This is a genomic window from Sporosarcina sp. FSL W7-1349, assembly GCF_038003045.1.
In the GTDB taxonomy this organism is placed as follows: domain Bacteria; phylum Bacillota; class Bacilli; order Bacillales_A; family Planococcaceae; genus Sporosarcina.
In genome coordinates this window covers 57,791-71,521 of the sequence record NZ_JBBOOK010000001.1, presented here as the reverse complement: position 1 = coordinate 71,521, position 13,731 = coordinate 57,791, and the positions used below count along the sequence as shown (strand labels likewise).

13 protein-coding genes are annotated in these 13,731 nt (G+C 43.6%); 3 read left to right on the top strand and 10 right to left on the bottom strand.

Going from position 1 to position 13,731, the window contains the following annotated elements:
• Positions 1-75 precede the first annotated feature (75 nt).
• The 4 genes from hisB to hisZ are packed head-to-tail and all read right to left on the bottom strand — an operon-like array spanning position 76 to position 3,794.
• A complete protein-coding gene (hisB, locus tag MKY41_RS00370) occupies positions 76-660 on the bottom strand; it encodes an imidazoleglycerol-phosphate dehydratase HisB (RefSeq protein WP_340743168.1) in 585 nt (194 codons plus the stop codon).
• Positions 650-1,933, bottom strand: a complete 1,284-nt coding sequence (hisD, locus tag MKY41_RS00365; RefSeq protein WP_340743167.1) for a histidinol dehydrogenase — start codon at positions 1,931-1,933, stop codon at positions 650-652. Before hisD ends, hisB begins: the two co-directional genes overlap by 11 nt.
• Positions 1,930-2,565, bottom strand: a complete 636-nt coding sequence (gene hisG, locus MKY41_RS00360) for an ATP phosphoribosyltransferase (protein WP_340743166.1) — start codon at positions 2,563-2,565, stop codon at positions 1,930-1,932. The genes hisD and hisG overlap by 4 nt, the downstream gene beginning before the upstream one ends.
• Positions 2,565-3,794: an ATP phosphoribosyltransferase regulatory subunit gene (gene hisZ / locus MKY41_RS00355; protein ID WP_340743165.1), complete on the bottom strand. Its 1,230-nt coding sequence runs from the start codon at positions 3,792-3,794 to the stop codon at positions 2,565-2,567. Before hisZ ends, hisG begins: the two co-directional genes overlap by 1 nt.
• 537 nt (positions 3,795-4,331) lie before the next feature.
• Here hisZ and MKY41_RS00350 point away from each other — a divergent pair.
• Positions 4,332-5,138: a histidinol-phosphatase HisJ family protein gene (locus MKY41_RS00350; protein ID WP_340743164.1), complete on the top strand. Its 807-nt coding sequence runs from the start codon at positions 4,332-4,334 to the stop codon at positions 5,136-5,138.
• Between the two features lie 73 nt (positions 5,139-5,211).
• On the opposite strand, the gene MKY41_RS00345 is transcribed toward MKY41_RS00350, so the two are convergent.
• From MKY41_RS00345 to MKY41_RS00330, 4 genes are all read right to left on the bottom strand, one after another.
• Entirely contained in the window at positions 5,212-6,483 is a 1,272-nt protein-coding gene (locus MKY41_RS00345; RefSeq protein ID WP_340743163.1) for a DUF4179 domain-containing protein, read from the bottom strand.
• The gene (locus MKY41_RS00340) at positions 6,476-7,000 is read right to left on the bottom strand and encodes an RNA polymerase sigma factor (protein ID WP_340743162.1); all 525 of its coding nucleotides are present in this window, start codon (positions 6,998-7,000) and stop codon (positions 6,476-6,478) included. The genes MKY41_RS00345 and MKY41_RS00340 overlap by 8 nt, the downstream gene beginning before the upstream one ends.
• A gap of 294 nt (positions 7,001-7,294) precedes the next feature.
• Positions 7,295-8,341: a DUF4030 domain-containing protein gene (locus tag MKY41_RS00335; protein ID WP_340743161.1), complete on the bottom strand. Its 1,047-nt coding sequence runs from the start codon at positions 8,339-8,341 to the stop codon at positions 7,295-7,297.
• The gene (locus tag MKY41_RS00330) at positions 8,325-8,834 is read right to left on the bottom strand and encodes an RNA polymerase sigma factor (RefSeq protein WP_340745592.1); all 510 of its coding nucleotides are present in this window, start codon (positions 8,832-8,834) and stop codon (positions 8,325-8,327) included. Before MKY41_RS00330 ends, MKY41_RS00335 begins: the two co-directional genes overlap by 17 nt.
• 470 nt (positions 8,835-9,304) lie before the next feature.
• On the opposite strand from MKY41_RS00330, the gene MKY41_RS00325 reads away from it, so the two are divergent.
• Complete coding sequence (locus tag MKY41_RS00325) at positions 9,305-9,937, top strand: pentapeptide repeat-containing protein (RefSeq protein WP_340743160.1); 633 nt, start codon at positions 9,305-9,307, stop codon at positions 9,935-9,937.
• 99 nt (positions 9,938-10,036) lie between these two features.
• Positions 10,037-10,561 (top strand): CatA-like O-acetyltransferase, encoded by a 525-nt coding sequence (locus MKY41_RS00320; protein WP_340743159.1) that lies wholly within the window; start codon positions 10,037-10,039, stop codon positions 10,559-10,561.
• A 1,567-nt stretch (positions 10,562-12,128) separates the two neighbouring features.
• On the opposite strand, the gene MKY41_RS00315 is transcribed toward MKY41_RS00320, so the two are convergent.
• Positions 12,129-12,707, bottom strand: coding sequence for a YdcF family protein (locus MKY41_RS00315; RefSeq protein ID WP_340743158.1), 579 nt, complete (start codon positions 12,705-12,707; stop codon positions 12,129-12,131).
• Between the two features lie 69 nt (positions 12,708-12,776).
• Complete coding sequence (locus MKY41_RS00310) at positions 12,777-13,613, bottom strand: hypothetical protein (RefSeq protein ID WP_340743157.1); 837 nt, start codon at positions 13,611-13,613, stop codon at positions 12,777-12,779.
• Between the last annotated feature and the right edge of the window lie 118 nt (positions 13,614-13,731).

Here is a 13,731-nt window from a genome sequence, read left to right as displayed (position 1 = left end):
CCCTCCGCTCCAATCAACTAATAACTTTATCGCCCATGACAAAGCATCTGCCGAACATCGGATCATTCTTTATAATTATAATAAACCCTTCGTAGACGGAATCCCCTTGACGTCTGGATTGACGGCGCTGGCCATGCGCAAGGCCCGTCCGAATCCTTTGAAAATGGATTCGATGATATGGTGCGTGTTTTTCCCATAGTCCAAATTGATATGTAAGGTCACCTTGGCATGGCTTGTAAACGCATGGAAGAATTCCTCCACCAATTCCGTATCGAAATTGCCGACTTTGTCTTTCATCCCTTCCACATTGAAGACGAGGAAGGAACGGCCGCTGATGTCGATGGTGACGGTAGAAAGGGCTTCATCCATCGGAACGGCGGCTTGCGCATAGCGCTCGATCCCTTCCTTCGTCCCGATGCTCGCGTTAAAGGCCTGGCCGAGCACGATACCGATGTCCTCGACCGAGTGATGCTGGTCCACTTCAATATCGCCGTTGCATTTGACATCCAAGTCAAACCGGCCATGCTTTGTGAATAAAGTGAGCATATGGTCGAGAAAGCCGACACCCGTATTGATGACCGTCTTGCCGGTGCCGTCGATTGCAAATTGCATATTGATTGATGTTTCCGCTGTTTCGCGGGAAATCGTTTTACTTCTCATGCTGATCCACCTTCCGAACCCGTATTGAATTGGCATGTCCCGTCAGCTGTTCCGCTGTCGCCAATGTGATGATATCATCCGCCACTTCCTCAAATGCTGCTTGGGAGAACTGGATGATGCTTGATTTTTTCATGAAATCATAGACACCGAGCGGAGAGGAAAAGGCTGCTGTCCCACTCGTCGGCAACGTATGGTTGGGCCCCGCTATATAATCCCCCAACGCTTCCGGGGAGTAGTTACCGAGGAAGATTGCACCTGCGTGCTTAATATAAGGAAGTTGCTCGTTCGCATTTTCAATCATGAGCTGCAAATGCTCCGGAGCCAATTCATTTACAAAATCAAAAGCTTCCTGCAAGGAATCGACTAAGACGATTCGGCCATAATCAGTAATCGATTTTCCGGCAATCTCCTTGCGATCCAACTCGGCCAATTGCCGGTCCACTTCCTGTGCCAGCTTCTCCGCAAACTGCCGGCTTGTAGTGACGCAAATGGCAGCCGCCCGCTCATCGTGCTCCGCTTGCGAAAGCAGATCCGCCGCTATATATACGGGATTGGCCGTATCGTCCGCAACGACACAGATTTCGCTTGGACCTGCGATCATATCGATAGCAACATCCCCGAACACCCATTTTTTCGCCCGGGCCACGAAAGCATTCCCTGGACCCGTAATTTTCACCACTTTTTGAATGGTCTCGGTTCCGTAGGCCAGCGCAGCGATCGCCTGGGCACCGCCCACCTTGTACACCACATCGACTCCTGCAAGTTCAGCTGCGGCAAGTACATGGGGATTCACTTTGCCGTCCGATTGCGGCGGCGTTACCATGGCAATACGTTCAACTCCGGCAATTTTGGCAGGAATGGCATTCATCAAGACCGTCGAGGGATACGCCGCTTTCCCTCCCGGTACATAAATGCCGACACTGTCAAGAGGGGTCACTTTCTGCCCGAGCATGACTCCGTTCTCTTGATTAATGAACCACGAACGCTCCTTTTGGACTTCATGATAGGCAGCAATCCGCTGTTTCGCATTTTGAAGCGCCGAAACGAAATCATCCGCTACAAGCTCGCGGGCTTCGGCGAACTCTTCCTCCGATACGGTAAAATCCTTCAACTCCACACGATCGAAACGCTCCGTGTACTCACGTAATGCCTGGTCACCGTTTTCCCTCACATGATCGATGATTGCAAGCACTGCCCGGTCGAATTCCAGATCAACTTGTTCACCGGAATCCCGCTTTTCGCCTTCGAATTCCTGCCAAGATACAATTTTCATGAATTGCCCTCCAATCCCATCTTCAAATCGGAGATGAATTGCTGGATGCGCTCCGTTTTCGTCGCGTAACTCGCTTTATTGACAATCAATCGTGCACTGATATCCGCCATTTCTTCCAAAACGACCAAGCCGTTTTCCTTCAACGTTGTCCCGGTCTCTACGATATCAACGATGACATCCGCCATGCCGATCAATGGAGCAAGTTCAATCGACCCGTTCAATTTGATCATTTCCGTGCGAATACCGTTCCGGTCGAAATACTCTTTTGCCGCATTCGGATATTTCGAGGCGACTGTCAAAAACGGCACGCCGCTAATTTCCTTCCCCGGAAAACCGGCAACCGCCAATTTGCACTTGCCGAAGCCGAGGTCCAGCAACTCGTAGACATCGCGGGGGTCTTCCATAATCGTATCCTTCCCGACAATGCCGACATCAGCCGCCCCTTTCTCTACATAGGTCGGGACGTCCACCGCTTTGACGAAGATCAATTTGATATTCTGTTCGTCGTCAAAGATGACCAATTTCCGACTTTCATCGGTAAACTCGGAAAAACGGACATCCGCCTTCTCCAGAAATTTCATCGCCCGGTCCGCTGTACGGCCTTTCGCCATTGCCACTGTTAAGTATTCCATTACGAAACTCCCTTCAAGCCGTCAAGCAACTCCAGCAATTCTACTGGCGTTACGAATGAAATGCGGTTATCGCCTTCACATAGTTCATGTCCATCCTGTTGCAAAAAGACCGTATAAGCGCTTGGCCGGCTTTCGCTTTGTCCTTTATCCGTCGGCACGGATAGCACTTTGATCGATTGTTCCCGAAGCTCATTAGCAATTTGGATAGCCAACTCCACTTGCTCCTTGCCGTAGATGATTTTGACATCGATCGGATAACGTGTCCCCTGTTCCGAATCAGGGACGACTTTCACGAGCGACTCGATTTCACAAGCAAATCCGATAGCTGGTAGGGTCGCCCCGAATTCATTGCCCAATTGGTCGTAACGGCCGCCCATTAGAACCGGTTTCCCTAGGCGTCCGACATACCCTTGGAAAATGATGCCCGAATAATAATCCATGTGATTGATGAGACCTAAATCGACGACGAGATACTGTTCCAAACCGTACATCTTTAATATACTATAGACGTCCATCAAATAATCGAGCGTTTCCTGCATCTTGCCCGTCAAGGAAAGCTGTTTTGCCTTCTCGCTGACATTGGCCGGATTTCCATAAAGGAATGGAATTTGTTCGATCGCCTGCTTCACTGCTTCATCGATATCCAGATTCCGAATGAATGGCCCGATTTCCACCACATTTTTCGCCTGAATCAATGTCTTAAGCTGGCTGATCTGCTGTGGTTTCAATGGAAGGTTCCTTACCAGTTCATTGAAAAACCCTGCATGACCGATTTCGATTTTGATATCGGCGAAGCCCAAGTCTTTCATCGTATGGCATGCAAGCGCAATGACTTCCGCATCCGCTTCGGGGGAACTTTCGCAAAAATACTCAATGCCTGCCTGAGTACGTCCGATCTTTTCGTGTTGCTCAAATGGCTGGCGAAACACTTCCTGTACGTAATAATACCGCAGCTCGTCGGACAGATTGCCGATCGTATGGGCCAGTTCCTGCGTGACCGGAATAGTGATATCAGGACGCAGGACGAGCACCTCGCCTGTATAATCAATCACTTTGATCATTTCAAGTTGATTGATGGAACTATTCACTTTGGAATACAGATCGTATTGTTCAAAAGCCGATGTTTTGATCCGTTCATAGCCGTATGTAGTGAACCGTTTGCTGATCGTCTCAATGATTTGTTCGTATTTTTCATGTTCGTCCGAGATTAATTTGGAATACACAGTCATTCCAACCACCTTCCGTGATTCGCTTTATCACTTTACTACACTAAAGTTATATAGTACTATAAAGCCAGTTGAAAGAATTGTCAACTAAAACCTATGTATCTTGTGTATACTGCTAACTGGTTTTGCACTTCAACCTATATAAGATGAACAAAAGATTTGAACTTGACTCTAGCTGCTTGGAGTGGAAGGCGGCGACTCCTGCGGGGTGAAGCGCGAATGGTGAGACCCCGCAGGAAAAGCCGTTACGAAGAACGGCTTTTGCGCCAAAAAGCGAAGCGTTTGGCGGCAGCCTTTGTTCCCATAAAACATGTAGTTGGGAAATGAAGGATGCCTTAATTTCTGCAAAGTGCGCAGAAATTGAGGCAAATCGAACCCTTCGCTGTTCGATTGGCTCACCCGCGCCCCGCGGAAAGCGTCCGCCTGCTCCTGCCGCTCCGCTTTCGTCGCAAATGAATTTGGAACGGAAAGCAACGGTTAGTTGTGCTCGTTTCTTTAGTTTGTTTCATATAGTCATTTTAAATCAAGGAGATGTTTTCATTGTTTGATTATCATATGCACAGTTCATTTTCCGCGGATTGCGAAATTCCGATGGAGAAAATGATTCAGGGTTCGATTGAGAAAGGATTGTCCGAGATTTGTTTCACCGATCATATCGATTACGAATACCCGGACAAGGATTACATTTTTGATTTCAATAAGAAGGAATATGCAGATACGATTTCTCGGCTGCAACAGAAATTCGATGGGCAAATCCGCATCAAAAAAGGAGTGGAGATCGGAGTCCAGCCGCATATCCTCGACCAGTATGAAGAGTTGATGGACAAGGAAGAGTTTGACTTCGTCATCTGCTCCCTGCACACCGTCGATAAGAAGGACTTGCATTTCGGCGAGATTTTCAATGAGAAGTCTGCCGAAGAGGCGTATACGACATATTATGATGAATTGCTCTATTGCGTGAAGAACTACAAACGCTACTCCATTTTGGGGCATATCGATTTGATGAAGCGCTATGCGAAAGAGAAAGTCGACCGGGACTATTTAGATGTGATCAAAGAAATTTTCGACGTCATCATCCCGGACGGCAAAGGAATCGAATTGAATACATCGGGCGTGCGCTACGGCTTGCCGAACGGGATGCCGAGCGACGATATTTTAAAATTGTACAAGCAATGCGGCGGCGAAATCCTCACTTTGGGGTCGGATGCCCACAAGCCGCAGGACATCGCCTTCCAATTCCGCGAGTCGCTTGAGCTGTTCCAGTCGATCGGATTCAAATATATTTCGACGTTCGACAAGATGGAACCGAGCTTTCATTCCATAGAAGGATTGCTGGCGAAGGCTTGATTTTACAATGCTAAATTTCACACACGAACAACCCTCGTCTCTATCAGATGAGGGCTGTTTCTGTGTAATTAAATCACTTAACCGGGATGACAATTATATCGCCATACGCTTTCCGGTAATGAATACCTTGAATGAGCATTGTCTCGGGAATGACCGGCCTGTCGAAAACCATCGTCCGCACTTTCACCTGACTCCCATCTTCCTGTTCTTCGTATACTTGCCGGACCGTTGTCATGAGGTTGGCGGTGACACCTTCCCCTTCAACGGTGACGCCATCAAGCATGACATCTTCGTCGGTGGCAATTGTAATCTCCAACCCGTCTGCGGTCTGCTCCACGTTCCGGACGCTCAATAACTTGCCAGCGATTTCAACCGGCTCCATTCCGGACGGCTGCAGTAGAATGGAGGCGTCCACCTTCGCATAGCCGACAAAATCCTTCACCACCAGTTCAAGTGTTTCAATGTTTTCCGGCAAAGTGTCATACTGAAGCTCAAATTTCCTTCCAACCAGGCTGGAACTGCTTCCGGTCCCTTGCAATTCCACCGGATGGCCATTCGCCCTCAGTTCAACGCCGTATAGGGGCAGGTTAATGCGGTCGAAATTCTTCACATCCAGCTTTCCTTCAATGACCGTCGTCATTGGAGTCGCTTTGATCGTCTTGAAGGTGATCGTTCCCTGGTCCACTTGCAGCGTCTTATTGATCCGCTGTTGGATTGACGTCTGCATCGCATCGTTTGGATTATATGGAAATGAAATCTGTGCTTCGATCATGTCATTTCCTTCTGTCGGTTTCGTAAACTCCAATGTCAATGTTTTGGCAAAAGGATTGACGGGATCAAAAGACAGCTGCCCTTTGAGCTCATTCGTCTTTTCATTGAAGATCGAGGTGCCGGCTGAAAACATGGAATCTGTGAACAGGCCCGTAATTTTCGGAAATTGGATATCCTCGCCTTCCGAGGAATTCAAAATCGTATAATACAAGAGCAACTGGTTGGCATCCGACATGACGCCCTCCACAACAAACTCCGTTCCATCCTTGAGTTCAATCTTTTTGCCGATTTCCTGGCCCATGCCTTCATCATTTAATTGAGAAAGCGTGCTGCTCATCAGTTCATCAAACCCGAATATCTTTTTACCGTAATAGGCGAACGCATTGTAATGGTATCCAATCGCAGACAAGAAAAATAGAGCGGCCGCTGCCATAACCCATCTCGGCACCCTGTTCCTCTTCCGGACAGGCACCGAATCAAGCGCATTCCGTAAACGCCCTTCCAGTTCTTCCGGCGCTGGAATTGCTTTCAATCGTTTCGCTTCTTCATGGAAACGCTTCTCGAAATCAATCATGGAATTCACCTCCAAATCGGTCTCTCAGCTTCTTTAGCCCTTGGAAAATCCTTGATTTTACCGTCCCAATGGAAACCTCCGTCATGTTGGCAATTGTTTCATTATCCAAATCATGAAAGTACTTCAGTTGAATCGCTTCTTTCTGAAAGTCATTCAAAGTCTCAAGCATCCGGCGGATATCCATTTGGTCCTCGCTCTGTCTAAAAGGATCGGAAGTGGCCGCCCCTTCCTCCCATTCCTCCATGAGGACGACCCGGTTCCGCTTCTTCAACATCTGTTTGCAGCGGTTCACAAGAATCGTTTTGCTCCAACTGTAGAAAGCGTCCTCTTTCTTCAACTGCCCAATTTTTTCGTACAAGCTGACGATCATCTCTTCCATGGCATCCATCGCATCATGGGGATTGCCCATATAGGTGAGCGCAAGTCGATAATAGTCGTCTTGCTGCTCCATAATGAGTTGGAGCAACGCCTCTTTATTCCCCTTTTTCGCCTTCTTCACCAACCAAACGGCCTTCACGTCCTCACCTCTCCCCTATAAGAGTCATCATACCGTGAAAAAGTTCATTTGAAATTGGGAGATCGACGAAAAAGCGCATTCCTTATTCGGAACGCGCTTGTTTCGTTCTATATAGATCGGATGACAAGTGAAGAGGAACGTTAATCCCCATAAGCAAACATTTCCTCGCTCGCCATTTCTAAACTTTGAAATTGATGTGACGTAATTACATCTTCTCGGCCATACATATTCCCACGTTAGTACGTTCCTTCCTCTAAGACATACATACCCATAGAATACAACGAAGCTGTATATTTAGTCTGTTATTTCTATAAATGGTTTTTTGTTTTTTAATAAAAGTTGAATCGTAAAATGGTCGTCCTTAATTTGTTTTTTCGTTTCTGGTAAATCTAAGTATACCCGTATCGCTGTTTTAATTTCTTGATTTACTTCTTCAGAAAGTGGTTTCTCCAAATCTGTTTTAATGGAAACGTAAGCATCCCCATTCTTTATTTTATAAGACATACCGGTTACTTGATACATCGACTTTCCCGCCATTGCATCGTATATATCAGATGCAACATACCCCCATCGATTATCTTGCTGACGATGTTCCAAGTTAAAGAGATTTACTTCAATATCCTTTATATTTAGATCCAGTGATTTTATTTCTTTTTCAATATCCACAATAATTTTGTTTGACTCTTGAATATGGTCTGGCATATCGATCGTGACGATATTAGAAAACCATGTCTCTTTCACGCCTGCTAATTCATAATCAGCTTCCCTAGCATATCCATACTTCGTGAAAACGTCCTTCACAATCTCACTTACCTTGTCATACAGACTGCTCAATTCATTCCTTCGGTCATCTTGTGGTACTTCAGCGGCTTCCGATATCTTTAGATTGAATTCATCATAGCCATTTTCATAGAGATAATCCCTGATCTTCGAATCCAGATCATCTGTTGCTTGTTTTAAAGTAGAGTCTTTCAAGATGAGTGAAACTTCAATTGTATAGGGTGATGGCGTTACGCCTACAAAATTAGCTGTATAGCCTTCCATTTCGACTAAATTATAGAGTTGATTCGTTAAATCGGGGTTATACTGACCATCTGAAAAAGTAGGAATGATGGAAATCGGTAAAATTCTAGCGACAATACTAGCAGCTGTTGTTGAATAAAACGGCGACGTGAAGAGAACTAGCATACACGCTACAGTAATCCAGATGAAACTTTTTACGTGACGTCTTTTAGTATTGCTTGTATGCAACAATATGCGACTTCTAAGTTCTTCTTTTGATTTGTCCGTCATCTTGAGTTGTGTTTCCAATTCATGTAATTGATCATCTAAGAATTTCACTAGTAACTCCCCCTTTACTCATTTCGATTTTTAATTTTTCCAGAGCTCGCTTTAAAGTCATTTTCACTTTACTTTCTGACCAATTCAAAACGAGAGCTGTTTCTTCCGTTGAAAATTCTTTTAACTTCCGCAAAATAATGACATGCCTATAGGAAGGTTTAAGTTGCTGAATCGCTTTATATAATTGTTCATTTTGAAAGTTCATCTCAACGATTTGTTCAGGAATCGGTTTATAATCTTTCTCTTCCATTGTCAAACCAAAATAATGTCGTAACGGATGCTTTTTTCGAAAGTAGTCGTTTGTTACATTTCGTGCAATTGAAAACAACCACGTTTTCACAGATGATTTGTATTCAAAGTGTTCGTGATTTCTGTATGCTTTTATAAAGGTTTCCTGTGTCAAATCCTCAGCTTGTTGATAGTCTCGCACCATTAAAAGTATGTACGTCAAAACTGATTCACCGTATTCATCAAACCAATTTGTTACATCCACTTGTTCCAAGGCTCTTTTCCCTCCCTCTCTGTATACTTAGACGCAAATTATTATAGATTCGTCACGTTTATAAACCGATGGATTAAAAAAAGAAAAGCATCTATCCCGAGATGGAATAATGCTTAACTTGTTGATCGACAATCCGGCCCGAATGTTAATGAATGATTGTACGCATTATACTGATAAATTGGCGCAAGTATTAAAGGCATCGCATAAATTTATATGCCTTCCATGTTAAAATAAATTAAAAGATCTTCTCGATGAATCAATTCAACAAACGGGCCATTTAAATGAATAAGAGGATTTCTTAGAACTCAAAACAATTTCAGTTTAGATATGCGTCTGGATGACTCCTATGTATCAGAAAGTGCATAAAAGTCAAGCCTTGCAAAAGAACGTGAGTTCCCTTATCTTTGTATCTAGAGAGTTTATAAATGAATTAAATTCGTTTGAAAGTAGGTAGATATACAATGAAGATTGACACACCCAAGATCCCTGAAGATCTAACGGAAAGAAGATTTACAGATATTTTTTACGAAGAAGATCCGGAATTTGAAATGTGTATGGTTACCGATTCAGAATTTGCCAACGAAGTACTTGATCGAGTGCTAATAAATAAAACAGTGATTAGGAATTGTAATTTCACAAATACGGATTTTAGCCGCATTGATCTTACCGATGTGCGCCTTGAGAATTGTGATTTATCCAATGCTAATTTGAGTAAGGCATCCATGAATCGAGTTGAGTTTCTTAATTGTAAGTTACTTGGCTGTAACTTAACAGAGTCTTATATCGGTAATACAATATTTAGAGAATCAATTCTTAATATGGTTATGTTAGGTAACTCGAAACTCGAAAAGGTGATTTTTGATGATGCTGCGTTAGAAAGTGCAGACATTTTTGACTGTAAGCTTAAAAAAGTAGAATTTCTTTCATGCAATCTTAATGGCGCGAGCTTTGAAGAGACATCATTAAAAGGAATTGATATAAGCTCATCCGATTTTGATTCATTAACTGTTTCAATAGAGAACTTAAAAGGATGTACAGTATCAACGTCTCAAGCGATACAATTTGCTTCGTTATTAGGTCTAAAAATCCGATAGTATTGATACCGTTTAATCCCCTTTAACTTCGTACTTTGATTTTAAGTGGCTTAAAATGACTTATTAAGGCTTTATTTATCATAAAAGGCAAAACAAATTTTGAATATAATTAAAAAATGCAAAGACGAATCTATAAGTTTTTATGCTTACTCCATTTTTAATTTGACTAAATCGGTTAACAAGATTCCGAATTTGAGGTATGCCCACAAAGATCAGCAATTAGTAGAATGGCAAGAATTAGTGCCAACGTTCACGAACTTTAATCAAGAAACAGAGTTGTTTTGTAGTTTATGGTTGGAAAGATTAACAGATTATAAATCAGTTGACTGTGAGTACAAAAAACTTATAAAAGACTATGCAAACACAACAGATATCGCACCAATGGGAGCTGTTCCACCCAACGTGGTGAATATTTCATCAATTCCTTGGATGCATTTTGAACATTTTTCATCTCAACCAGGAGCTATCAAAAATAATTTAACACCAATGATTACCAGTGGAAAGTACGAAAAAGTTGGTTCACAGTTGCTGATGCCAGTGAATATTAAGGTTCATCATGCAACAGTAGATGGCTATCATGTAACGTTATTTTTTGAAATACTGCAACGTGAGATGAATCGTTAACTTTTAGGAGAAATAGGGCAAAAAGGAATTTTAAATGCTTGTTCCATTATAGGGGGCGATTGTGGAACAAACCACGCAAATCTTCTGCAAATATAATACATAAAAACACTCATTTCTGAGCTTTTTTATGTACCATTTCTATTACTAATTTACAGTTTTATGCTGATTGGACTACTGTTTACCTTGTTTTCAGTGTTTTTCTCCCCGTCAACCGAACCCGTTATAAGCAGCTCAACGCTTTTCAAGCAAAACGCCCGATTGTTTAATTTTTCATTTCACGAATTATATCCAAAAGAAATTACAAAAGTTAATGCTACTAAAGACAAAATTAGTATAAGTGGACATAAGACCATTATTCCCCCAACTAAATTTCTTGGCATATGAGAACGATTTTTCCAAGTAGCAAACAGTAAAATTAGGCACGCAAGTATAATTATCATAAAAATAGAAAGAAACATATATCGTTCTTTCACGACGACCCATAAGTCCATCTTGTTCCCCCCTTATCAATGACAACAATTAATACCCAGCCCACGGAACAATCACCAAATAATCTCAGCAAGTTTCTCTTTTTTCTCTGAACACGGCTGCTAATCCCTACCAAAGCAAAAATTGCCCCCTACTCGACTGTTCTGTGACGATAAATATACAATGTAATTGCATTCAATAGAATGGTACCGATAAGCAGGATTGCCGGAACGGATGCGATAACGCTGACTGTATCCATAAGAGCAGACCAATCCTCAGCCTTAACCCGTTCATAGAAACCGAAAATCTGCAAAAGCAACGAAATAGAACAAGCACTCATGCTTATAAAGGAAAAGGAACCCAATTCCAAGAACGCTTATCATGCCTAGCTATATTAATAAATGGAAGTATCCAAGCGATTATGCCAAGCACAAGGCTACCAAGATTTAGCCAAGCAATCATGTCTCATTCCCCTTTTATTTTGTTTGACATCATGTGGAATTCGATCACTTCCCCTAACACGCCCGACTGCTTTGAACTGGTAGGGCACTAAAAAAAGAAATATATTACGATTTCAAAAATCGTAATTCCCACAACGAAACCGAGTACAAACAGCAACCACACCGGCATTTTGCTTTTTTTCATGTTTAATAACTAGTCCCCCTTCTACGTTATTCAACAATCCGGCCCGTCTAGGGAAAATATATTATTAATTCCTGAAAGCTAAACAATACGATAAGCATTTTCTTCACATGCTCTCTTCGCCAACAAATCGTAGCATTCCTTTTCCGACGGATATAACAGATTCCTGATTAAAAATGATACATGCTGTTCCACCGACATATTTTTCGCATTGAAACTCACCAAGAACTGAGTACGTATCCCTCCTTAAAAAGATATATAAGTTCGCCATCATGTTCTTCAACAGCACTTAAATCATTATATAAATATGCTTTAATCGGTTTATCATAAAATTTCATATAGATTACTCACAACCTCTACAAATAACTCATGCAACAAAATGGCCCCTTTATGGGGGGAACGACAACTTGTAAATCAACTTTCCAACTACGTTTTAAATTTTTTTCATAACCCTTTTTCATTTCCCCATCAAATAAGTCTTCAACAGCGCAAGCCGCTCCCTTGTCTTCAGTTTCGCTTTCACGATCTGAGGGGTTTTTGCCGCCACCGCATCCGTAGTCATGCCAAGATTCGCCGCAATTTTCCGCGCCCGCGCCACGTGATAATCGCTTGTGATGAGGGTGACGGCAGTCACGCCTTCCGGAAGCAACTCCTTCGAATTCCGGATATTTTCATACGTCGAAGTGGACATCGATTCCAATAAAAGCCGGTCTTCCGCAATTCCATGCTCGACAAGGTATCGCCGCATCGCTTCCGCTTCTGAAATCGCCTCGTCCGGTCCTTGCCCTCCGGAGAGGATGAACTTCACCTGCGGATGAGCCTCGCCGTAAGCGAGTGCAGCTTCCAGCCGATAGCGCAATGACAAGGAAGGCACTTCCCCATTTACTTTTGCACCAAGAACGATCGCCGCCTCGTTTTTTCCGTCCGCTTTCGCCTTCAGTCCCTCCCCCATCCAATATCCAGTCAACGCCCATAGGAACAGACCCAAGGCGGCTAGTAAGAGGCCGGACCTGACCAGCCATTTCCATGATTTCATACCGACTCCCCATTTCCATACATCCTTTCCGTAACTGGACGTTAGTTGTCCGGGAAAGGTCCCCTGCCATCAAAACTCCAACGTATCGATCACATCACCGGTTTGCTTGTCGACCAATTCGACTTTCCCTTCTTTCAACGGCTCTTCTTTCGAAACATACCAAATGTACACGTCCTGCAACTGGTATGCCTCACTGATATCTTCCGGGAGCAGCGGGTGGATGATATGGGAGTCCGTCCCCTCCATCGCCACTGCATAATCCGCGAGGGTATCCAGCTTGACGAAGCCATAGATCAAGTTCTCACCGTATCTGCCATACTCGTGAAAGCGTGCCAAGTTTGCTGGCGGTTCAAGGTCACTCCAAGAAATCCCCTCTGTTTTCCAACCGAACGGCGCCCGTTCCGCATAGGCAACTCCTAGACCTCCTTCTTTGACGAAGAAATAGCGCAACTCCCGGCCAAAGAAATCGGAGTATCCTGGAATGTCTATGACATCCCCTTCCGCGGCAGCAAACGCCTTTTCCGGAGTATCATAGGAATGGAATTTTTCCAGACTCAGCCAAGCGACGCCCGCCAGAATCCCGAAAGCTATCAAGGTATAGGCAAGCACCTTTGGAAACCGCTCTTGTTTGATCATCCAATGGCAAAGGCCGAAAACAGCCCCAGTGACAAAGAAAAAGATATGGAACAGCATTGATTCTGGAGAAAACAGATTGATGCTTCCATACCGCAAGTTGATGGCCAGTGTGGGAATGAAGAAAACGAGCATACAACCTAAAGGATAAAGCAAGCCTTTGAATGTATCATATTTCGAATCAATCCAATGAATGACCCAAAAGTAGATGGGCAGACAGATCAAGAGGAAAGCGATCCCAGTGACTACCAGAAGCCAAACCGTCTCTCCCATGATGGATTCTTGCAATCTGATGAAATAAGCAAGAATGAAAGCAATAAATCCGCTTAAATAAGAAAGAATCGGGGTGAGGATGTATAATGCGATTTTCTTTATCAGTGCCCCCTCCTTA

What these genes read in the sequence shown, in the direction of transcription:
- hisB (WP_340743168.1), bottom strand. Translation starts at nt 660, where the DNA reads ATGAGAAGTAAAACGATTTCCCGCGAAACAGCGGAAACATCAATCAAT.
- hisD (WP_340743167.1), bottom strand. Translation starts at nt 1,933, where the DNA reads ATGAAAATTGTATCTTGGCAGGAATTCGAAGGCGAAAAGCGGGATTCC.
- hisG (WP_340743166.1), bottom strand. Translation starts at nt 2,565, where the DNA reads ATGGAATACTTAACAGTGGCAATGGCGAAAGGCCGTACAGCGGACCGG.
- hisZ (WP_340743165.1), bottom strand. Translation starts at nt 3,794, where the DNA reads ATGACTGTGTATTCCAAATTAATCTCGGACGAACATGAAAAATACGAA.
- MKY41_RS00345 (WP_340743163.1), bottom strand. Translation starts at nt 6,483, where the DNA reads ATGATTGATTTCGAGAAGCGTTTCCATGAAGAAGCGAAACGATTGAAA.
- MKY41_RS00325 (WP_340743160.1), top strand. Translation starts at nt 9,305, where the DNA reads ATGAAGATTGACACACCCAAGATCCCTGAAGATCTAACGGAAAGAAGA.
- MKY41_RS00315 (WP_340743158.1), bottom strand. Translation starts at nt 12,707, where the DNA reads ATGAAATCATGGAAATGGCTGGTCAGGTCCGGCCTCTTACTAGCCGCC.
- MKY41_RS00310 (WP_340743157.1), bottom strand. Translation starts at nt 13,613, where the DNA reads ATGGGAGAGACGGTTTGGCTTCTGGTAGTCACTGGGATCGCTTTCCTC.